21 protein-coding genes are annotated in these 20,903 nt (G+C 60.3%); 11 read left to right on the plus strand and 10 right to left on the minus strand.

What is annotated here, in order from left to right; translation table 11 throughout:
- Positions 1 to 45: 45 nt before the first annotated feature.
- Complete coding sequence (locus KGB25_RS24820; RefSeq protein ID WP_223437117.1) at positions 46 to 1,044, minus strand: AraC family transcriptional regulator; 999 nt, start codon at positions 1,042 to 1,044, stop codon at positions 46 to 48.
- Positions 1,045 to 1,382: 338 nt separating this feature from the next.
- Between KGB25_RS24820 and KGB25_RS24825 the strand changes: the two genes are divergently transcribed.
- Together KGB25_RS24825 and KGB25_RS24830 are read left to right on the plus strand one after the other, a co-directional pair.
- Complete coding sequence (locus KGB25_RS24825; RefSeq protein WP_008029353.1) at positions 1,383 to 2,717, plus strand: dicarboxylate/amino acid:cation symporter; 1,335 nt, start codon at positions 1,383 to 1,385, stop codon at positions 2,715 to 2,717.
- Positions 2,718 to 2,862: 145 nt separating this feature from the next.
- Positions 2,863 to 4,044, plus strand: coding sequence for a CaiB/BaiF CoA transferase family protein (locus tag KGB25_RS24830; protein WP_223437119.1), 1,182 nt, complete (start codon positions 2,863 to 2,865; stop codon positions 4,042 to 4,044).
- A 112-nt stretch (positions 4,045 to 4,156) separates the two neighbouring features.
- Here the strand turns inward: KGB25_RS24830 and KGB25_RS24835 are convergent, their stop codons facing one another.
- Positions 4,157 to 4,651 carry a SprT family zinc-dependent metalloprotease gene (locus KGB25_RS24835; RefSeq protein ID WP_008029350.1) on the minus strand — a complete coding sequence of 165 codons (495 nt, stop codon included), beginning with the start codon at positions 4,649 to 4,651 and terminating at the stop codon, positions 4,157 to 4,159.
- Between the two features lie 149 nt (positions 4,652 to 4,800).
- Positions 4,801 to 5,403: a Yip1 family protein gene (locus KGB25_RS24840; protein WP_008029348.1), complete on the minus strand. Its 603-nt coding sequence runs from the start codon at positions 5,401 to 5,403 to the stop codon at positions 4,801 to 4,803.
- Positions 5,404 to 5,781: 378 nt separating this feature from the next.
- On the opposite strand from KGB25_RS24840, the gene ttcA reads away from it, so the two are divergent.
- Entirely contained in the window at positions 5,782 to 6,606 is an 825-nt protein-coding gene (ttcA, locus tag KGB25_RS24845) for a tRNA 2-thiocytidine(32) synthetase TtcA (RefSeq protein ID WP_008029346.1), read from the plus strand.
- A gap of 121 nt (positions 6,607 to 6,727) precedes the next feature.
- A complete protein-coding gene (locus KGB25_RS24850) occupies positions 6,728 to 7,402 on the plus strand; it encodes a DNA-3-methyladenine glycosylase I (RefSeq protein ID WP_008029344.1) in 675 nt (224 codons plus the stop codon).
- 91 nt (positions 7,403 to 7,493) lie between these two features.
- On the opposite strand, the gene KGB25_RS24855 is transcribed toward KGB25_RS24850, so the two are convergent.
- From KGB25_RS24855 to arsC, 3 genes are read right to left on the minus strand one after another with little or no spacing between them, the layout of a single operon-like run.
- The gene (locus KGB25_RS24855; RefSeq protein WP_008029342.1) at positions 7,494 to 7,919 is read right to left on the minus strand and encodes a DUF2069 domain-containing protein; all 426 of its coding nucleotides are present in this window, start codon (positions 7,917 to 7,919) and stop codon (positions 7,494 to 7,496) included.
- Position 7,920: 1 nt separating this feature from the next.
- Positions 7,921 to 8,517 (minus strand): NAD(P)H:quinone oxidoreductase, encoded by a 597-nt coding sequence (gene wrbA, locus KGB25_RS24860; RefSeq protein ID WP_223437121.1) that lies wholly within the window; start codon positions 8,515 to 8,517, stop codon positions 7,921 to 7,923.
- Positions 8,514 to 8,867, minus strand: a complete 354-nt coding sequence (gene arsC / locus KGB25_RS24865; protein WP_008029340.1) for an arsenate reductase (glutaredoxin) — start codon at positions 8,865 to 8,867, stop codon at positions 8,514 to 8,516. The genes wrbA and arsC overlap by 4 nt, the downstream gene beginning before the upstream one ends.
- A gap of 114 nt (positions 8,868 to 8,981) precedes the next feature.
- Between arsC and KGB25_RS24870 the strand changes: the two genes are divergently transcribed.
- Complete coding sequence (locus KGB25_RS24870) at positions 8,982 to 9,449, plus strand: TlpA disulfide reductase family protein (RefSeq protein ID WP_223437123.1); 468 nt, start codon at positions 8,982 to 8,984, stop codon at positions 9,447 to 9,449.
- 161 nt (positions 9,450 to 9,610) lie between these two features.
- On the opposite strand, the gene KGB25_RS24875 is transcribed toward KGB25_RS24870, so the two are convergent.
- The gene (locus tag KGB25_RS24875; protein ID WP_008041642.1) at positions 9,611 to 10,015 is read right to left on the minus strand and encodes an META domain-containing protein; all 405 of its coding nucleotides are present in this window, start codon (positions 10,013 to 10,015) and stop codon (positions 9,611 to 9,613) included.
- The gene (locus KGB25_RS24880; protein WP_008029332.1) at positions 10,015 to 10,449 is read right to left on the minus strand and encodes a hypothetical protein; all 435 of its coding nucleotides are present in this window, start codon (positions 10,447 to 10,449) and stop codon (positions 10,015 to 10,017) included. Before KGB25_RS24880 ends, KGB25_RS24875 begins: the two co-directional genes overlap by 1 nt.
- A gap of 134 nt (positions 10,450 to 10,583) precedes the next feature.
- Here KGB25_RS24880 and KGB25_RS24885 point away from each other — a divergent pair, with 134 nt between their 5' ends.
- Positions 10,584 to 10,961, plus strand: a complete 378-nt coding sequence (locus KGB25_RS24885; protein WP_008041639.1) for a hypothetical protein — start codon at positions 10,584 to 10,586, stop codon at positions 10,959 to 10,961.
- Between the two features lie 5 nt (positions 10,962 to 10,966).
- Here KGB25_RS24885 and KGB25_RS24890 read toward each other — a convergent pair whose 3' ends face one another.
- Both KGB25_RS24890 and KGB25_RS24895 read right to left on the minus strand, forming a co-directional pair.
- Positions 10,967 to 11,956 (minus strand): 2-hydroxyacid dehydrogenase, encoded by a 990-nt coding sequence (locus KGB25_RS24890; protein ID WP_207286450.1) that lies wholly within the window; start codon positions 11,954 to 11,956, stop codon positions 10,967 to 10,969.
- A 201-nt stretch (positions 11,957 to 12,157) separates the two neighbouring features.
- Positions 12,158 to 14,911 carry a response regulator gene (locus KGB25_RS24895; protein ID WP_008029326.1) on the minus strand — a complete coding sequence of 918 codons (2,754 nt, stop codon included), beginning with the start codon at positions 14,909 to 14,911 and terminating at the stop codon, positions 12,158 to 12,160.
- A gap of 214 nt (positions 14,912 to 15,125) precedes the next feature.
- Here KGB25_RS24895 and KGB25_RS24900 point away from each other — a divergent pair, with 214 nt between their 5' ends.
- The 5 genes from KGB25_RS24900 to rlmD all read left to right on the plus strand — a co-directional run bounded on the left by KGB25_RS24900 (position 15,126) and on the right by rlmD (position 20,811).
- Positions 15,126 to 15,848 (plus strand): response regulator transcription factor, encoded by a 723-nt coding sequence (locus KGB25_RS24900; protein WP_223437125.1) that lies wholly within the window; start codon positions 15,126 to 15,128, stop codon positions 15,846 to 15,848.
- Positions 15,835 to 17,241, plus strand: a complete 1,407-nt coding sequence (locus KGB25_RS24905) for a sensor histidine kinase (protein WP_317850755.1) — start codon at positions 15,835 to 15,837, stop codon at positions 17,239 to 17,241. Before KGB25_RS24900 ends, KGB25_RS24905 begins: the two co-directional genes overlap by 14 nt.
- A 184-nt stretch (positions 17,242 to 17,425) precedes the next feature.
- Positions 17,426 to 18,448, plus strand: coding sequence for a YhcG family protein (locus tag KGB25_RS24910; RefSeq protein ID WP_223437128.1), 1,023 nt, complete (start codon positions 17,426 to 17,428; stop codon positions 18,446 to 18,448).
- A gap of 108 nt (positions 18,449 to 18,556) precedes the next feature.
- Complete coding sequence (gene cysM, locus KGB25_RS24915; protein ID WP_008029320.1) at positions 18,557 to 19,459, plus strand: cysteine synthase CysM; 903 nt, start codon at positions 18,557 to 18,559, stop codon at positions 19,457 to 19,459.
- Entirely contained in the window at positions 19,459 to 20,811 is a 1,353-nt protein-coding gene (gene rlmD / locus KGB25_RS24920; protein ID WP_008029319.1) for a 23S rRNA (uracil(1939)-C(5))-methyltransferase RlmD, read from the plus strand. The genes cysM and rlmD overlap by 1 nt, the downstream gene beginning before the upstream one ends.
- Positions 20,812 to 20,903: the final 92 nt, after the last annotated feature.

Here is a 20,903-nt window from a genome sequence, read left to right on the forward strand (position 1 = left end):
TCAAGGACGCCATCGCCGGCAAGCCGGCTCCTACAGGTTATGTGTTCAATTCTCCTGCGCGCGGTAGGCTCCGGGTGTAAGCCCGGTCCATTTCTTGAACGCCCGATGAAACGCCGAAGGCTCGGAAAACCCCAACTGCTCGGCAATCTGTTGCAACGACAGGTCCGCACGCCCCAGATGATAAATCGCAATGTCCCGGCGCAACTGATCCTTCAATTCCTGAAAACTCGAACCCTCTTCGCGCAAATGCCGGCGTAGCGTCTGCGGGCTGATGTGCAGGTGCGCGGCCACCGCTTCCAGGTCCGGCCAGCGCGCACTGTCGCGGCTGAGCAAGCGGCGCAACTGGCTGCTCAGGCTGTCGCCGTCATCCGGGCGCGACAACAGGTCGGCGGGGGAGTGTTCGAGGAAATGCTTGAGGGTCCGCTCGTCCTGCAGCAACGGCATATTCAGGTAGCGACTGTGGAACAGCAGGCTGCTCTGCGCCGCTGAAAACTCCATCGGACAGGGGAACAGCAACTCGTATTCCGCGCCGTGCTCGGGCTTCGGGTAGCTGAACGTCGCTTGTTCCAGGCGGATGCGCTGTCCGATCAGCCAACTGCCGAGGCGATGCCAGACCATCAACTGGCTCTCGGTGAGGAAATGGTCCGGGTCCTGAAACTGCGAATCGTCCAGGCTCAGGCGGATCATTTCGTTTTCGCGGGTCAGGGTCAGGCGCGGGCCGCCGGGGAACAGGCTATAAAACAACAAGCCGCGATGCAGTGCCTTATCGAGATTGCGGCAGTGAATCACCGCGTGGCACATCATCGCGAAACTGCCGGTTTTACTCGGGACCGGCCCGAAGCCCAGGTACTCGTCGTCGAGTGCCAGCCACAATCCCTGGATCAAACGGGTGAACTGCTCAGGCGCAATGCGCGCACGCGGTTCTTCCAGCAGCTCGGGGCTGATGCCGAGTTGTTGCAGCAGGTTTGAATAGTCATGACCCAGCCGACGCGCGCCACCGAGGGCGGCACGGGCGAAATGGCTGGCGATGGTACGTTCGCGCATAGAAGGCAGGTCCGTCTATTGAACGACGGATGGTAGTCGTCGGGTCAGGCAATGGACAAGGCGGATATCCGCCAAATTGCAGGACGAGGTTTGGCGGATGGGCGGAAATCCGCCACTGTTTTATAGCGCACCCACGGCACGTTGAACCTGTAACCCCTGATGTCAAAAGGCTCGCAGGGGGTTTTGCAAAAGTGGCACGCCGCTTGCGATACAACGAGCAGATGCCTGCCGTCGTGCAGCTCGAAAAAACAAATCCCTCCAGTGCAGGAGGGTTCGCAATTCAGGTGTCGTGGGCAACAGATGGATGTTGTTAGCGCGCACTCTTGAGGAACTTTGCAATGACGACTCGTCAGCCACTGTACAAATCCCTGTATTTCCAGGTGATCGTTGCCATCGCCATCGGCATCCTGCTTGGTCACTTCTACCCGCAGACCGGTGTGGCCCTCAAGCCGCTGGGTGACGGGTTCATCAAACTGATCAAAATGGTCATCGCGCCAATCATCTTCTGTACGGTCGTCAGCGGTATCGCCGGCATGCAGAACATGAAATCGGTCGGCAAGACCGGCGGTTATGCGCTGCTGTACTTCGAAATCGTTTCCACTATTGCCTTGCTGATCGGTCTGGTCGTGGTCAACGTCGTGCAACCGGGCGCCGGCATGCACATCGACGTAACGACTCTGGACACCAGCAAAATCGCTGGCTTCATCTCGGCCGGTAAAGACCAGAGCATCGTCGCCTTTATCCTCAATGTGATCCCGAACACCATCGTCGGCGCTTTCGCCAACGGCGATATCCTGCAAGTTCTGATGTTCTCGGTGATCTTCGGTTTCGCCCTGCATCGCCTGGGTGCGTACGGCAAGCCGGTCCTGGACTTTATCGATCGCTTCGCCCACGTGATGTTCAACATCATCAACATGATCATGAAGCTCGCGCCGGTCGGTGCCTTCGGTGCCATGGCCTTCACCATTGGTGCTTACGGTGTTGGCTCGCTGGTACAGCTTGGTCAGCTGATGATCTGCTTCTACATCACCTGCATCCTGTTTGTGGTTCTGGTATTGGGCGCCATCTGCCGCGCGCATGGTTTCAGCGTACTCAAGCTGATCCGCTACATCCGTGAAGAACTGCTGATCGTACTGGGCACTTCCTCGTCGGAATCGGCTCTGCCACGCATGCTGATCAAAATGGAACGCCTGGGTGCGGATAAATCGGTAGTGGGTCTGGTGATCCCGACTGGTTACTCCTTCAACCTCGACGGTACTTCGATCTACCTGACCATGGCGGCTGTGTTTATCGCTCAGGCGACTGATACGCCGATGGACCTCACTCACCAGATCACCTTGCTGCTGGTGCTGCTGTTGTCCTCCAAAGGTGCGGCAGGTGTGACCGGTAGTGGTTTCATCGTGCTGGCAGCCACCCTGTCGGCCGTGGGTACTCTGCCAGTAGCCGGCCTGGCGCTGATCCTCGGTATCGACCGCTTCATGTCCGAAGCCCGTGCGCTGACCAACCTCGTTGGTAATGCTGTTGCGACCCTGGTCGTGGCCAAGTGGGTGAAAGAGCTGGACGAAGACAAGCTGCAAGTCGAGCTGGCTTCCGGCGGTCGCGGTATCTCCGACGAACGTGAAGTAGACGACCTGGGTGTGGCCGAAGGCCCAACCCCAAGCAACGTCAAGTAACACGCGTTGTCATGAAAAAACCCGCTTCGGCGGGTTTTTTCATGCCTGGAATTTGAGCGTAACGGTCACAGTTGCTGACACATCAGGTGATTGCTGCAACGCGATTGGCTGCCTAGGCTGGAGGCATCGAATACGGAGATCGCTCATGCTTGGCCCATTGGCATCACTCAAGGTTCTGGATTTCTCGACACTGTTGCCGGGGCCGTTCGCCTCGCTGTTATTGGCTGACATGGGCGCCGAGGTCTTGCGCATCGAATCGCCGACCCGCATGGACCTGTTGCGGGTGCTGCCGCCCCATGACCAAGGCGTGTCGGCCAGCCACGCATACCTCAATCGCAACAAGCGCAGCCTGGCGCTGGACCTCAAGCAGCCCGAGGCGCTGGCGGTGATCAAGCAACTGGTGCAGGACTACGACATCGTCCTGGAACAATTCCGCCCCGGTGTCATGGAGCGATTGGGCCTGGGGTATGAAGCGTTGAAGGCCATCAACCCAAAGCTGATCTACGTGTCGATCACTGGATACGGGCAAACCGGCCCCTACAAGGATCGCGCCGGCCACGACATCAATTACCTGGCGCTGGCGGGGCTGGCGAGCTACACCGGCCGCGCCGACAACGGCCCGCTGCCCTTGGGCGTGCAAGTGGCGGATGTCGCCGGCGGTTCGCTGCACGGCGTCATCGGCCTGCTGGCGGCGGTGATCGCCCGGCAACAAAGCGGGTTGGGGCAGCATCTGGATGTGAGCATGACCGACTGCGCATTCAGCCTGAACGCCATGGCCGGGGCCGGGTACCTGGCCTGCGGCGAGGAGCCGGGCCGGGAAAACCAGATGCTCAACGGCGGCAGCTTCTACGACTATTACCGTTCGCGGGATGGCCGCTGGTTATCGGTGGGCAGCCTGGAGCCGCCGTTCATGAAGCAACTGTGCACGGCACTGGGGCTGGAGGAGTTGGCGGCGTTGGGCCTGTCACCTCAGCCTGCCCAGCAAAAGAAGCTAAAGGACGCGCTGCAGACTGAATTCGAGAAACACGACTTTGCCGAATTGTGCGCACTGTTTGCCGAGCTCGATGCGTGTGTCGAGCCGGTGCTGACCTTGGGTGAGGCGATTCGGCATCCGCAGTTGCAGGCACGGGAATTGGTGACCGACGTGCCGCGAGGGGATGGCACGAGCCAGACGCAGATGGCGTGTCCGTTGAAGTTTTCGGATGGCTTGCCCGAGCATCGGCATATCGGTGCGGCGCTGGGTGAGCATACGGATCAGGTGTTGGGGGAGTTGGGGTTTAGTTCGCTGCGAATTGAAGAATTGCGGCGTGCCAAGGTGATTCTCTAGCGTCTGACCCGGCCTCTTCGCGGGCAAGCCTCGCTCCTACAGGTGATTTCGATGCTTCTGTAGGAGCGAGGCTTGCCCGCGAAGGGGCCCGCCAAAACACCACAAATCCGACTTATTCGACCCGCATCTCCCCACTGAACACCAACGTGCTCCGACACCGCCGACACAAATACCGCCGCCCCTGCCGCACCAGGCTATGGCGCTGCGCCGAAAACGGGAAATCACTGTCGGCGCACGGGCATTTGTAGATATAGCGCGTCACGCTGCGGCGCTTGACGTCGTAGGTGTGGCAGCGATTGGGCGGCAGTTCGTACACGCCACGCATGATCAGTTGCCACTCTTCGCCGTGGGGCTGGATGCGATCGCCAAACAGCTGATGAGCGATCAGGTGGGCGACTTCATGGGCCACGGTCTGCTTGAGGAAGTCTTCCGTGTTTTCGCGGTACAGCTGCGGATTGAAGCGCAGCAGGTTCTCGTGCAGATGCGCGACACCGGCTTTTTGCCCGCGCAGCTTGAGGCTCACCACGGGGCGTTTGAAGGTTCGTTTGAAAAAGGATTCGGCTTGTTGGTAACAGTCTTCGACGCGGGTATTGAGTTGCTCGGGCATGCTTGATGGATCTCCAGAGACGTCGAGTATGCCGCAACGCTCGGGCCTTGCGAATCGCCAGGGCGCCGAATGGTCGTTACCCCCCACATTGAAAGGCCGCCTTGCGGCGGCCTGTATTGGCAGATCTTGATTTTGGGTAGAGAGCGTAACTAGTTCGTGTAGACCGGCCCCACGCCGAGTCCCCAGACAATGACAGTGAACGCCATGATCGCCACCAGTACGACTAAACCGACGGCGAGCACCGAACTTGAAAATAGAAATCCCTCGTCAGATGGAATGTTCATGAAAGTTGGAAGCCCCACATACAGCAGGTACACCGTGTAGCAGATGGCCGCCGTCCCGACGATCATCCCCAGCCACATGTGTGGGTACAGTGCCGCAAGGCCGCCTATGAACAGCGGGGTCGCGGTGTAGGTCGCAAACGCAACGCAACGTGCCAGACTCGGGTTGGCGTCATAGGTGCGGGCCATCCAGTGGATGAACGCGCCCATTACGGCAACGCCGCCGAGCATCGCCACGTACGACATGATCGTCATCCATAGCGCGCTTTCCTGCGTCAGCATCACCGGTGCCCGGCTGCCAATTACCCAGCCGACCTGCGTGGTGCCGATAAACGCCGACACGGCGGGGATCGCCGCCAGAATCAGCGTGTGGGTCAGGTACATGTGGCTGATGCTTTCCTCTTGGTCGCCACGGATTTCTTTCCATTCCTGGTCGGGGTGGGTGAAGAGCCCCACTACGTGATGGATCATGCCAGTCACTCCTCTTGTTTTTACCGTCGCCCCCCAGTGGAGCGCCTACAGGCCAAAGTGGCCAAGTAAGTAAAGGTCTGGATATGTGTGCGACCTTATGACGCAGTATAGAAAGGTCTTAACCCCGCAGGTTGTAGGGCGTTAGAGCAAATCGCGCTGTAAACAAGGCTGTTAATCGCCACTAGGACTGTCACAAACAATCCCCTGTGGGAGCGAGACCGGCTTGCCGGCGATGGCGGTGTATCAGGCATGACTGTTTGGACTGACACACCGCCATCGCGAGCAGGCTCGCTCCTACAGGAGATAGGGGGCTCTTCGCCGGAGGCGGGTTTTTGCGTAAAATGCCGGCCTTTCGTCACACCTCACGGATCTCGCGTCATGGGCACTCTCACGGTCAACCAGAACAAACTGCAAAAGCGCCTTCGCCGTCAGGCCGGTGAGGCTGTCGCCGATTTCAACATGATTGAAGACGGCGACAAGGTCATGGTCTGCCTGTCCGGAGGCAAGGACAGCTACACCATGCTCGACGTGCTGATGCATTTGCAGAAGGTCGCGCCGATCAAGTTCGAGATCGTGGCCGTGAACATGGACCAGAAACAGCCGGGTTTCCCAGAGGACGTGCTGCCGGCGTACCTCAAAACCCTGGGCATCGAATACCACATCGTCGAGAAAGACACGTACTCGGTGGTCAAGGAGCTGATTCCGGAAGGCAAGACCACCTGCTCGCTGTGCTCGCGCCTGCGTCGCGGCACGCTCTACACCTTTGCCGACGAAATCGGCGCGACCAAAATGGCCCTCGGTCACCACCGCGACGACATCGTCGAAACGTTCTTTCTCAATATGTTCTTCAACGGCTCGCTCAAGGCCATGCCGCCGAAGCTGCGCGCCGACGACGGCCGCAACGTGGTGATCCGCCCGTTGGCCTACTGCAACGAAAAAGACATTCAGGCCTACTCGGACCTCAAGCAATTCCCGATCATCCCGTGCAACCTCTGCGGCTCCCAGGAAAACCTGCAGCGTCAGGTGGTCAAGGAAATGCTGCAGGAATGGGAGCGCAAGACGCCGGGCCGTACCGAAAGCATTTTCCGCAGCTTGCAGAACGTGATCCCGTCGCAATTGGCGGACCGCAACCTGTTCGACTTCACCAACCTGCGGATCGACGAAACCGCCATGTCGCGGTTCGTTAACGTAGTAAATCTCTAAACACCATCACTGTGGGAGCCAGCCTGCTGGCGATAGCGATGTCAGACGTTGACTGACCCACCGCTATCGCCAGCAGGCTGGCTCCCACATTGGTCTACTCACTGACTCCTCAGGAGAGGGCATGCGCGATTACAAGTGGCTGCACGAATACTGTCTGAACCGCTTCGGTTCCGCAGCCGAACTGGAAGCCCATCTGCCCGTTCCGAAGACTGCCGCGCAATTGCGCGATATCAGCGACGATCGCTACCTCTCGACCATGGCGCTGCGTGTGTTCCGCGCCGGGCTCAAGCACAGCCTGGTGGACGCCAAGTGGCCGGCCTTCGAAGAAGTGTTCTTCAAGTTCGACCCGGAAAAAGTCGTGCTGATGAGCGCCGAACACCTTGAACGCCTGATGCAGGACGCGCGGATCATCCGCCACCTGGGCAAGCTCAAGAGCGTGCCGCGCAATGCGCAGTTCGTGCTGGACGTGGCCCATGAGAAAGGCAGCTTTGGCGAGTTGATCGCCGATTGGCCGGTGACCGATATCGTCGGCTTGTGGACCTACCTGAAAAAACACGGTCATCAATTGGGTGGCTTGTCGGCACCGCGCTTCCTGCGCATGGTCGGCAAGGACACCTTTGTGCCGAGTTATGACGTGGTGGCCGCGCTGAATGCGCAGAAGATCGTCGACAAAGTGCCCACCAGCCTGCGGGACCTGGCCACGGTGCAGGGCGTGTTCAACCAGTGGCATGAAGAAAGCGGCGGGCGGCCGATGAGTCAGATTTCGATGATGCTGGCGTACACCGCCAACCATTGATATCGAGTGATGCCCTTCGCGGGCAAGCCTCGCTCCTACAAGAGCACCATACGGACCTGTAGGAGCGAGGCTTGCCCGCGAAGGGGCCCGATCAGGCGACGGAAATCTCGCCCTCGCCAGCCAACTTGCGATTCAACTGAAACCGCCACCGCACATACAACAGCGCCGAGCAGAACACCGCCAGGCTCGCACCCATCTCCAGCAAACCGAACAGCTGCCGGTTCGGGTCATACGCGGCCAGTGCGCCCTTGATGAAATACAGGTTCACCACAAAACACATCCACGAATGCCCGCGCGCGCTGCCGACGATCATCCCCGGCGCCAGCAACAGCAGCGGCACCAGTTCGATCAGCAGAATCACCCACGGCCGCGCGCCATGCAGGTCGGCGACCACCAGGTAATAAGCGCAGAGCAATCCCACCAGGCCGAAGTAGCACAGCAGACTGATGACGCGCATCGCCCGAACCCGTGGTTCGAGCCATTCAATGGAAGGCAGGATCTTCGGCTTTTTCGCCATTTCAGCTCACCAACTTTTGTGCGGTCTTCGCCAGGCGCAGACCCAAGGCCCGGCACAGCGCCACTTCATGTTCATTCAAACCGCTTTTGCCGTCGTCGCCGGCGTGATGACTGGCGCCATAAGGCGTGCCGCCGCCACGGGTTTCCAGCAACGCGGACTCGCTGTACGGCAGGCCGGTGATCAGCATGCCGTGGTGCAGCAGCGGCAACATCATCGACAGCAGCGTGGTTTCCTGACCGCCGTGCAGGCTCGCGGTGGAAGTGAAAACCCCGGCCGGTTTGCCGACAAGGGCGCCGGTCAGCCACAGGTTGCTGGTGCCGTCGAGGAAGTATTTGAGTGGTGCGGCCATGTTGCCGAAACGTGTCGGGCTGCCGAGGGCCAGGCCTGCGCAGTTCTTCAGGTCGTCGAGGCTGGCGTACAGCGCGCCTTCGTCCGGAATGTCCGGCGACACTGCTTCGCACTCGGTGGAAATCGCCGGCACGGTGCGCAGGCGCGCTTCCATCCCGGACTGCTCGACACCACGGGCGATCTGCCGCGCCATTTCATTGGTCGAACCGCTGCGGCTGTAATACAGAACCAGAATGTACGGCGCGCTCACGGCAGCAACTCCAGCACGTTCTCCGGCGGACGGCCGATGACGGCTTTGTCGCCGACTTCGAGAATCGGTCGCTCCATCAGTTTCGGGTGCGCAGCGATGGCGGCAATTAATTGCGCCTCGCTCAGGCTCGCGTCGGCGAGGTTGAGGGTCTTGTACTCGTCCTCACCGGTGCGCAGCAATTGCCGGGCGCCGAGGCCGAGCTTTTTCAGCAGGCTCTGCAATTGCGCGGCGTCCAGCGGGGTCTCGAGGTAGCGCACCACGGTCGGCGTCAGGCCACGGGCTTCGAGCAGTTCGAGCGCACCGCGGGATTTCGAGCAGCGCGGGTTGTGATAAAGCGTCAGATCGGTCATGTGCGGGTCGCATCTTGCGTAAGGTGACGGCTATTCTAACTGTGCAGCGCGTAATCCAGAACCTTGGGAGGCGATGGGTCGCAGGCGCATTCAATTTTGAACAAGGATCACGACATGACAAGGCGATTGGCAGCGGCATTGGCGATCATCGGTGCGCTGATGTTGGGGGGCTGCGGCAATGACTATGGCATCGATCAGAACGGCCATAAAGTCGCCGCCGAACGTCTGGACAAACAATGGCTGGTGCTTAATTACTGGGCCGAATGGTGCGGCCCGTGCCGGACCGAGATCCCGGAATTGAACGGGCTGGCCGAGCAGTTGAAGGACAAGAAGATCGGTGTGTTCGGGGTCAACTTCGACAACGTGCAGGGCGAAGAGCTGAAAAGCGCCAGCGAGAAACTGGGGATCAGGTTCACCGTATTGGCTTCGGATCCGGCGGAATTGTTTGAACTGCCGCGCAGCGAGGCGTTGCCGGTGACGTACATCATCGATAACAAGGGCAAGGTGCGGGAACAGTTGATGGGCGAGCAGACGGCGGCGGGGCTGATGGCAAAGCTTGAGGCGCTACAGGCTAAAAACTGAACGCAATACTTTGTAGGAGCCGGCTTGCCGGCGATAGCGGGGTGTCAGACACCATCAATGTTGATGGATCCACCGCCATCGCCGGCAAGCCGGCTCCTACAGGGGAACGTGTATCAGGCGGAATTAATGGTGATTGACCCGCCATCATCGCCGGCAAGGGTTCAGCCTTCTTCAAGCCACCAACGCAGCGGCTTGCCTTCGGCTGGCCAGAAGCGCATCTGGTCGATCGGCGAAACATCCCAGCGCTGCACGTTTTCCAGGGCCTGGAGGAAACGCTTTTCCTGTTCCATCAACGCCGGCGCGCACAGTTTGCGCGTGCTGCCGACCTTGCCGAAACTCAGCTTGTCGTCTTCGAGCGTATACGCTGCGAACCAGTGGTTGCAGCCGCCATTGCCATAGGCCCGGCCATCTTCGCCGAGGGTGACGGTCAGGTGGCTGTAATCCATCAGCGGGCGTTCGCCGATCCATTCCAGAATGTAGCTGCGGTTCTGCTGCAATTTTACCGGCTCGGCGGCACAGCCCAGCAGGCTGGCGCCGACCATTGCGGTCAGAGCAAGGCGTTTCATCACGCAGGCTCCTGGCATTTCGGGCACAGGTGCTTCTCACCGACGGCGGTCCAGCCCAACTCGGCGATCCGCGCAGTGGCAGCAGGCTTTTCAGCCTTGTTACCCAGTTTGGCGTCGACCGCGAACTCGAAGCTCAGCTCTTTGGCGCAGCTGTCGCAGTTGACTTTCCAGGTGTGGATCGCCAGTTCACCGAACACCGGACCACTGGCCACCGCGACCCATTGACCGGGCGGGTTGATCAAATGGCGAACCGTTTCGACGGTCAGGCGCATGGACAAGTCCTTGGCACCTTTGAGGGTCACGACCAGCACGTCATTGTTGCGAATCGAGCCGCCGTTGCCGGTGACTTGATAACGCCCCGGCACGAGGGCGCGGCATTCGGTGAGGGTGTGTTGCGGGTTCATCAGGTTATAGCGGAAATCGTGTTCGACCATGGGTCCTCCAAATATGCGCGGTATGCTAGCACGGGCCTGCACGCAGCATTGCGCAAGCAGATGACCTTCGATCAGGTTCAAATGACCTGCCGACTCATGGCAAACTGCCGCTTTTGCATTTCTAAGGAACGGACATGGCGTTAATCGAATGTTTTGAGTGCAAGCAACGCATCAGTTCAACGGCGCCTGCTTGTGTTCATTGCGGTGCGCCGACAACGGCGCAAGGGGCAACGTCGAAGGCGCCACTGTCTTTCGGACGTTTACCGCAAGACGAGAGCGTGGCCAAGGTTTCGCCGGCCGCGTTCGGGCGTAAACGCAAAGCCGACGTCGAGGCCGCGGTTCCCGCACCGACGCTCAACGGTTCGCGTCCGGTGGAGCTTTGGCTGAAACTGATGATTTTCTTTCTGCCACCGTTTTTTGTCTGGTTCCTGCTGCGTCCCGGGCATTCAACAGGCCAACGCTTGCTCGGTTTTGGCTGGCTGGCCTTGATGATCCTGTTGTCCAAGATCTGATCCGCTCAGCCCTCGACCTGATTTTGCGGCGTGCCTGCCGCCCAGGCTGCAATGTTCTGCAACGTCGTCGCGGCAATTGCACCCAGGGCTTCACGGGTCAGGAAGGCCTGATGCGCGGTGACGATCACGTTCGGGAAGGTCAACAGGCGCGCCAGCACATCGTCCTGCAGCGGCAGGTCGGAACGGTCCTCGAAGAACAGCTGCGCCTCTTCTTCATACACATCCAGCCCCAGATAACCGAGTTGGCCGTCTTTCAGCGCGTCGATCAGCGCCGGCGTGTCCACCAGACCACCGCGACCGGTATTGATCAGCATGGCGCCGGCTTGCATGTGCGCCAGTGACTCGCGGTTGATCAGGTGTTTGCTCTGCTCATTGAGCGGGCAGTGCAGGCTGATGATCTGCGATTCGGCCAGCAGCTCGGGCAAACTCAAATAACGTGCGCCGAGGGCTTCGACCTGTGGATTGGGGTAAGGATCATAGGCCAGTAGCCGGCAGCCGAAACCGTTCATGATTTTCGCGAAGGTCGCGCCGATTTGCCCGGTGCCGACCACGCCGACCGTTTTGCCCACCAGGTCGAACCCCGTCAGCCCGTGGAGGCTGAAATCCCCTTCGCGGGTGCGGTTGTAGGCACGGTGCAAACGACGGTTGAGCGCCAGGATCAGCGCCACCGCGTGTTCGGCCACCGCGTGGGGCGAGTAGGCCGGAACCCGCACAATCGACAACCCCAGGCGCTTCGCCACCGCCAGGTCGACATGGTTGTAGCCGGCCGAACGCAGGGCAATCAGGCGTGTGCCGCCCGCTGCAAGGCGTTCGAGCACCGGGGCGCTGAGGTCGTCATTGATAAAGGCACAGACCACTTCGTGATGTTCCGCCAGCGCTGCCGTGTCGAGGCTGAGTCGCGCCGATTGAAAGTGCAGCTCGATGCCGGCAGGGAGGTCGGCGCCGAGAAAACTGTCGCGGTCGTAGGTCTGGCTGCTGAAAAGAATCGTACGCATGGCGTCCTCCTGGAAAAAACACGCTGTATGCCTGTCGCCGAAAACTTCAGGCCTGCCGGATACCCTGTAGGAGCATGGCTTGCCAGCGAAGGCGCCCTCCAGAATGAAGAAGGGTTTGAGGGCCCCTTCGCTGGCAAGCCATGCTCCTACAAGGGATTGCGGTGAGCTTACGCCCGTGGCAATCAAACGGATTGCGTTGTATCAAGCATTGATACGGGCATGCGCCGCGAGGCGATTGATGGCCCGGTCGAGGTCTTCCAATGCACCCGGAGCCTTCGGGTCCTGTTGCTTGAGCAGGGTTTCGCTGCGCTGGCAGGCAGCGCGCAGCTGCGGCACGCCGCAATAACGGGTGGCGCCGTGCAGGCGGTGTACGCGTTCGATCAATGCGTTGTGATCGTTGGTTTCCCGGGCGAAGCGGATGGCTTCGCGGTCGGCTTCCAGCGATGCCAGCAACATCGCCAGCATGTCCGCCGCCAGATCCGCCTTGCCCGCCGCCAGCCGCAACCCTTCTTCGTGATCCAGCACTTGCAACTCGTGGCTGCCGCCGTGACTGTCGCTGGAACGCTCGGGCCCCTGATTGCGCAGCGCCAGGCCGGTCCACTTCAACACCACCTGAGCCAATTGCCGCTCGCTGATCGGTTTGGTCAGGTAATCATCCATGCCACTTTGCAGCAGCGCGCGTTTTTCGTTGGCCATGGCGTGGGCGGTGAGGGCTACGATCGGCAGCGGCGTGCAATGCCGTTCGCTTTCCCACTGGCGAATGGTTTCGGTGCTCTGACGACCGTCCATGCCAGGCATCTGCACGTCCATCAACACCAGATCGAAGGTCTCGGTCTGCACCGCTTTGACGGCGGCATAGCCGCTTTCCACTGCAAGCACCTTGGCGCCAAGGTCTTCGAGCAGGGTTTGCACCAGCAACAGATTGGCCGGGTTGTCATCGACGCAGAGCACCTTCGGCGCGCGGCTGGACACCGGCTCGCCGGGATCGCTACGTTGCTGGCGCGGATTGACCAGATCGGACAAAGCCCGGCGCAACTTGCGCGTGCAGGCCGGTTTGGCCTGGAGCTGGCTGTGTGGGTTCGGCACCGAGAGGTGGAACAGCGTCTGTTCGGTGGTCGGGCACAGCACCAGCACTTTGCAGCCGAGGTGCTCAAGGTCCCAGATATGCTGGTTGAGGCGTTCCGGCGGCATGTCGTTGCTGGTGATGCCGAGCACGGCGAGGTCGATCGCCAGATCGGTCTGGTGTGCGCCGGTCACGCCATTGGTCAGGCTTTCCAGAGTGTTGAACGGGGTGACTTCCAGGCCACAGTCTTCCAGTTGATGCTGCAACGCCTGACGGGCCAGTTCGTGGTTTTCCAGCACGGCAACGCGGCGTCCGAGCAACGGCGGAGCGGGCAGGTCTTCGGCGTCGTCGCGGGTTTTCGGCAGGCTCAGGCTGATCCAGAATTCCGAGCCTTCGCCCGGCGTGCTGTCGACGCCGATCTCGCCGCCCATCTGTTCGATCAGACGCTTGGAAATCACCAACCCCAGGCCGGTGCCGCCGGGTTGCCGGGACAGCGAGTTGTCGGCCTGGCTGAAGGCCTGGAACAGCGCGCGCACGTCCTCGTTCGACAGGCCGATGCCGGTGTCCTGAATACTGATGCGCAGTTGCACGCTGTCTTCATGCTCGTCTTCGAGCATGGCGCGGGCAACGATGGTGCCTTCGCGGGTGAACTTGATCGCGTTGCTTACGAGGTTGGTGAGGATCTGCTTCAGGCGCAGCGGATCGCCGACCAGCGACAGCGGCGTGTCGCGATAGACCAGGCTCACCAGTTCCAATTGTTTGGCGTGGGCGGCCGGGGCGAGGATGGTCAGGGTGTCCTGGAGCAAATCGCGCAAGTTGAACGGAATGTGGTCGAGCACCAGTTTGCCGGCCTCGATTTTCGAGAAGTCGAGGATCTCGTTGATGATCCCCAGCAGGCTGTCGGCGGATTTTTCGATGGTGCCCAGGTAGTCGAGCTGACGCGGGGTCAACTCGCTTTTTTGCAGCAGATGGGTGAAACCGAGAATGCCGTTGAGCGGCGTGCGGATTTCATGGCTCATGTTGGCGAGGAATTCGGATTTGATCCGGCTCGCCTCCAGGGCTTCCTTGCGCGCCAGGTCCAGCTCGATGTTCTGGATTTCGATGGTTTCCAGGTTCTGGCGCACGTCTTCGGTGGCCTGATCGATGCTGTGTTGCAATTCTTCCTGGGCGTTCTGCAGGGTGCCGGCCATGCGGTTGATGCCGGACGCCAGTTCATCGAGCTCCTGACTGCCGAGCGGTGGCAGGCGGGTTTCCAGGTGACCGTCCTTGAGTTGCGCCACCGCTTGTTTGATCTGGCTCAGCGGCCGATTGATCGTGCGGCCCATGCGCAATGCCAGCAGCGCCGCACCGGCGAGGCCCGCGCCGATCAACAGCAGGCTGGCGAACAGGCTGCGATAACCGCGCAGCAACATGCCGTTGTGGGACAGTTCGAGTTCGACCCAACCCAGCAGGCGGTCAGATTCCTCGGGTATCAGGTCACCGGCCAGGTTGCGGTGCTTGCCGAACACCGGCAGCAGGTAACGCGTCGCATCGTTGCCGCTGCGGCGCAGCATTTGCGAACCATTGCCCAGCGGCGCCGGATTGAGCATGGTCGGGCCAGCATGCGCCAGCGACGAGCGGTCCGGGGCGAGGAGCGTCACCGCGCGCACATCGGGCGTTTCCAGCGCTTGGGTGGCGATGCGCTCCAGCAGTTCGGTGTCCTTGTGGCTCATGGCCGGCGCGACAAGGGGCGCGAGCTGTTCGGCGATCATTTCGCCACGCTGCATGAGTTGGGTTTGCAGGTCGGATTGCTGCATCCAGGTGAAATAGCCGCCCAGCACCAAGGCCATCAGGCTGGTCGGAAGCAAGGTCAGCAACAGCACGCGGCCTTTTATTCCCAGTTTCTTGAGCACGCCTCTCTCCTGCATCCAGCCATTTAAGAACCTGCGCATACATCCGGTACACGCCACTTGCGCAGTGTAGCGATTTGCTTGCGGGCAATCCTCGTAAAATTGATGACGTCATTCGTCGGGCAGTCCAGCGCTTTTGCGTGGCTGGCAAACCTTGGGTTGCCCCCGGCGAGGCAATCTTGAATAATCATCAACTGAGAATTATTTGCAGATACTCATGACTCCCATCTCTATTGGCCATCCCCGAATCCTCTCCATCGAAGACGACCTGGTGCTCGGTGCTTATGTGCACGAGCAACTGGGCCGTAGCGGTTTCCAGGTGACCTGGTGCCAAAACGGCCAGGAAGGCCTGGCGATTGCCCGTGAGCAAGCCTTCGATGTGGTGCTGATGGACATTCTGCTGCCGGGCATGAACGGTTTGAATGTGCTGACCCAATTGCGCCAGAGCCATTCCACCCCGGTGGTGCTGATGTCGGCACTGGGCGCCGAAGCCGATCGCATCAGCGGTTTCCGCCTCGGCGCCGATGATTATTTGCCCAAGCCCTTCAGCATGGCCGAGTTGCGCGTGCGCATCGAAGCGATCCTGCGGCGCGTCGCACTGGATCGCCGCCCGGCCGTGGCGCCGGTTGCCTTGGCGGCGGACAGTCTGCGTTTCGACGATGAATGCTTCGAGGTGTTCTATGGCGAACACGCCGCCGGCCTGACCCGCAGCGAGTACCGGTTGCTGGACACCCTCCACCGCAACGGCGATGAGGTGCTGAGCAAAGCCTTCCTTTATCAGCACGTGTTGCAACGGGGTTACGCGGCTCACGACCGCAGCCTCGACATGCACATCAGCCAGATCCGTCGCAAGCTCAAGGCCATCGGCTACACCGAACGGGAAGTGCGCACGGTGTGGGGCAAGGGCTATGTCCTGAGTGCTGACCATGAAGTGGTCTGACCTGCCGGGCAGGCATTCGCTGTTCTGGAAACTCGCCTGTCTGCTGGTGGCGTTCTGTCTGCTGATGATCTGGCTGAGCTGGTCCTGGGGCCGCTACATGGAACAGCGCAACCAGTTTCTCTCTGACGAAGCCCGAGGCACTCTGACGCGCTTTGCTGCCGAAGCCGAACAGGCATGGGAGCAGGGGCAGAGCGCAGGTGTCGATGCCTGGCTGCAGGATATGCGACAGCGTGAAAAGGGCTGGGTGGGTGTGATTGGCGGCGATTTGCAGTCGTTGAGCAGCCAATCGCTGACGGACCAGGAAATCCAGCGCCTGACTTTTCTGCGTGGCCTGGACTGGCCCATTCACAAAAAACGCCTGCCGTGGCTGCGCGTACCGTTTCCCGGCGACTCATCCGTCGGCAGCGTGGTGATCGAACTGCCCCAGCGGTTCAAGCCGGGGCGCTACCGGGTGTTCTGGCGCGTCATCACCAACGGCGTGATTCCCGGACTGTTCACCTTGCTGTTGTGCGTCGGGCTGTATCGATTGCTGGTCGTGCCCCTCAATCAACTGCGCGAGCAGGCCAATGCGTGGCGCGCCGACCAGTTGGGCGTGCGCCTGTCGAGCCGCACGACCAATCGCTGCGATGAACTGGGTGAACTGGGCCGCGCGTTCGATCACATGTCCGAGCGCCTGCAAAGCACGGTGGCCCTGCAACAACAGTTGCTGCGCGACCTGTCCCACGAATTGCGTACCCCCTTGAGCCGTTTGCGCGTGGCGAGCGAGGGTGAGCAAAGTCTGGTGCAACTGCGCGAACGCATTGGTCGCGAAGTCGATGGCATGCAACGGTTGGTCGAAGACACGCTGCAACTGGCCTGGCTCGACACCGAGCGCACGCCCTTGCCCGACGAGGCGATCCAGATTCAGGCACTGTGGGAAATGCTCACGGACAACGCCTGCTATGAAAGCTGCTGCCCCACCGACCAATTGCAGTGCGCGGTGGATTCATCCTGCTGGGTGCGCGGCAATCTCAACACCCTGGCCCAGGCCCTGGAAAACATCCTGCGCAATGCCATTCGCCATTCACCGAAGGGCGGCATTGTGCGTCTGGATGGACGACGTGAAGGCGGTTACTGGCATCTGTGGCTGGAGGATGAAGGGGGCGGGGTGGCTGAAGAGGATCTGGAGCGGATCTTCTCGCCGTTCACTCGACTCGATGGTTCGCGACCGGGGAATGGCGGGTTCGGGTTGGGGTTGAGCATTGCGAGGAATGCGGTGCAGCGCCAGGGCGGACGGCTTTGGGCTGAGAACACTGGGACAGGGTTGCGGCTGAACATGCGGTTGGTGGCTGATGACGCCATCGCGAGCAGGCTCGCTCCCACAGTGGATGTGTGCCGACCGCAAGTTGTGTGATCACCCCCTGATTCCCTGTGGGAGCGAGCCTGCTCGCGAAGAGGCCCTCCCATTCACCAACGCTCTGATTTTGCCGGAGCGTTCCCGAGATTGTGTACGACATTTCCCAAAGGGTATCACCGGTCATTTCCAGCATCTTTGACGGTTTAAGCTCACGCTTTAACTCATGTTCAAGGAATCAGGCATGACTGCAATCCACGTTCCCGGCAACACAACCGACGACCGTTTCAATGAAGTGCTTGCACTGATTCACGGTGCCAGGCAACAGGCGATACAGACGGTGAATACCCAGCTGATCGAGTTGTACTGGCAGGTTGGTGGTTATATCAGTCGCAAGCTGGAACTGGCTGAATGGGGGGATGCCGTGATCAGTCAGTTGGCTGAGCATCTGGCCCGGACGCAACCCGGGTTGCGTGGTTTTACCCGGCCAAATCTGTTCCGTATGCGCCAGTTCTACGAGACTTATCGGGGCGACGCAATTGTCTCACCACTGGTGAGACAATTACCCTGGACCCATAACATGATCGTCCTAAGCCAAAGCAAACACCCGGAAGAGCGCGAGTTTTATCTGCGTATGGCCGTTCAGGAAAAGTGGTCGAAGCGCGAGCTGGAACGCCAGTTAAAGGCTGCACTGTTCGAACGCAGTATCACCCAACCGGCAAAAGCCTCCGCCGCGCTGAAACAAACTCACCCCTCGGCACTTGAGATATTCCGCGACGCTTACATGATCGAGTTTCTCGACCTGCCCGGCACCCACGCCGAAACCGATCTGCATCGGGGTTTACTGGCACGCCTCAAGGAGTTTCTGATCGAGCTTGGCCGCGATTTCTGCTTTGTCGGTTCCGAATACCCGCTGCAAGTTGGCGGCCGGGATTTCGCCCTGGACCTGTTGTTCTTCCACCGTGGGCTCAACTGTCTGGTGGCCATTGAACTAAAGGTCGGTCGTTTCGAACCGGAGTACCTGGGCAAGCTGAATTTCTATCTGGAAGCGCTGGATCGTGGTGAGCGCAAGCCCCACGAAAACCCTGCCATTGGGGTATTGCTTTGTGCCAGCAAGGAAGATGAAGTGGTCGAGTACGCCCTTAATCGCAGTCTGTCGCCAGCGCTGATTGCCGAGTATCAGGTTCAGCTACCGGACAAACAATTGCTGCAGGCCAAGCTGCATGAGTTCTATGCCTTGAATGCTGCGCAGGTGAAAGAAGGCTGAATCAGTCGCTTATTCCCATAAGCCATAAGCACCGCACTTTGCGTGATATGGCCTTCCAACGTTTGCCGGTATGATAGGCGCCCCCGCAGTCTGGATTGCGAATACGCCATGACCTTGCAGTACCCAACCATCGCCGATTGCGTCGGCAACACTCCGCTGGTCCGTTTGCAGCGCCTGCCCGGCGCCACCAGCAATACCCTTTTGCTCAAGCTCGAAGGGAACAACCCGGCGGGTTCGGTCAAGGACCGGCCGGCGCTGTCGATGATTACCCGCGCCGAGTTGCGCGGGCAGATCCACGTCGGCGATACGCTGATCGAAGCGACCTCGGGCAACACCGGGATCGCCCTGGCCATGGCCGCCGCGATCAAGGGTTACAAGATGATCCTGATCATGCCGGACAACTCCAGCGCCGAGCGCAAAGCCGCGATGACGGCGTATGGCGCCGAGCTGATCCTGGTGACCCAGGAAGAAGGCATGGAAGGCGCACGCGACCTCGCTCAGCGAATGGAAGCCGAAGGCCGTGGCAAGGTGCTGGACCAGTTCGCCAACGGAGATAACCCGGAAGCGCACTACACCACCACCGGCCCGGAAATCTGGCGTCAGACCGAGGGCACCATCACTCATTTCGTCAGTTCGATGGGCACCACGGGCACCATCATGGGCGTGTCGCGCTACTTGAAAGAGCAGAACGACAACGTGCAGATCATCGGCCTGCAACCGATGGAAGGCTCGGCGATCCCGGGCATCCGTCGCTGGCCGCAGGAATACCTGCCGAAGATCTACCAGGCCGATCGCGTGGACCGCATCGTCGACATGGCGCAAAGCGAAGCCGAGGACGTGACCCGTCGTCTGGCTCGCGAAGAAGGCATCTTCTGCGGCGTGTCCTCGGGCGGTGCCGTGGCAGCGATGCTGCGCCTGTCCAAAGAAGTTGAAAACGCGGTGATCGTCGCGATCATCTGCGACCGTGGCGACCGTTACTTGTCGACCGGCATTTTCGACGCGCCCAACTGATGGCCAAGCACGAGAGAGGCCTGCGCTTCCAGCCCACCGGCGGCAGCAAGGCCCCGCAAATTCCGACCGGCAAAAAGCAGCGCCTGACTATAGAGCGCCTGGCGAATGACGGTCGCGGTATCGCGTTTTTCGAAGGTCGCACCTGGTTCGTCATCGGCGCATTGGCCGGTGAAGAGGTCGAGGCGCGCGTGTTGGGCGCCCACGGCAAAGTAGTCGAGGCGCGCACCGAGCGTGTGTTCCAGGCCAGCGAACTGCGTCGCCCGGCACCGTGTCCGCATGCCGGTCGCTGTGGCGGTTGCAGCGTGCAACATCTGCCGCACACCGAACAACTTGCCCTGAAACAGCGCATGCTCGCCGAGCAATTGTCGAAGGTCGCCGGTGTCGAGCCCGAAGAATGGGCCGCGCCGTTAAGCGGTCCGGAATTCGCTTACCGCCGTCGCGCCCGTGTAGCGGTGCGCTGGGACATGAAAGCGAAAAAGCTCGAAGTCGGTTTCCGCGCCGCTGGCAGTCAGGACATCGTTGCGATCAACGAATGCCCGGTGCTGGTACAGCCCTTGCAACCGATCATGACCCGCTTGCCGGAAATGCTCCGTCGCTTAAGCAAGCCTCAGGCGCTGGGGCATGTGGAATTGTTCAGTGGTTCGTCGTTGGCGGTTTTGCTGCGGCACATGGCGCCGTTGTCCGAATCCGATCTGACGATCCTCAAGGATTTCTGCTCGTTTCATGAAGCTCAATTGTGGCTGCATGGAGAGGGCGAACCACAACCGGTTCAAGCCGATCAGTCTTTGGGCTATCGCCTTGAACAGTGGGATTTGGACCTGGCGTACCGGCCGGGAGACTTCATTCAGGTCAACGCGGCGGTCAACGAAGCGATGGTTGCCCAGGCGCTGGACTGGTTGAAGCCGACAGCGGATGAGCGTGTTCTCGATCTATTCTGTGGGTTGGGTAACTTTGCCTTGCCGCTGGCCAAAGCGGTTCGCGAAGTGGTAGCAGTCGAAGGTGTGCAGGCGATGGTCGAGCGCGCAGCCGCGAACGCCGCTAGCAACAATCTTCATAATGCGAAGTTTTTTCAGGCCGATTTATCCCAGCCTTTGACCGATGCCGAATGGGCGCGCGAAGGCTTTTGTGCGGTACTCTTGGACCCACCCCGTGACGGCGCTTTCGAGGTGGTGCGCAAGCTCAAGTCGATGGGTGCCGAGCGGTTGGTATATGTGTCATGCAATCCGGCAACGCTGGCGCGCGACACAGTGGAATTGATCAAGCAGGGCTACCGGTTAAAACGTGCCGGGATTCTCGATATGTTTCCTCAGACGGCGCATGTCGAAGCCATGGCGTTATTTGAAGCGAGTTAGGAAGGCTCGTCTGGTCCGACTGGCCCGCCCGTGCAGCCGCGTACCAGCCCGACGTGGGCTCATGGGCAGCGAAGGTCAGCGATTTGACGCAT

The sequence above is a fragment of the Pseudomonas sp. BF-RE-21 genome (assembly GCF_019947305.1).
GTDB classification, from domain to species: domain Bacteria; phylum Pseudomonadota; class Gammaproteobacteria; order Pseudomonadales; family Pseudomonadaceae; genus Aquipseudomonas; species Aquipseudomonas migulae.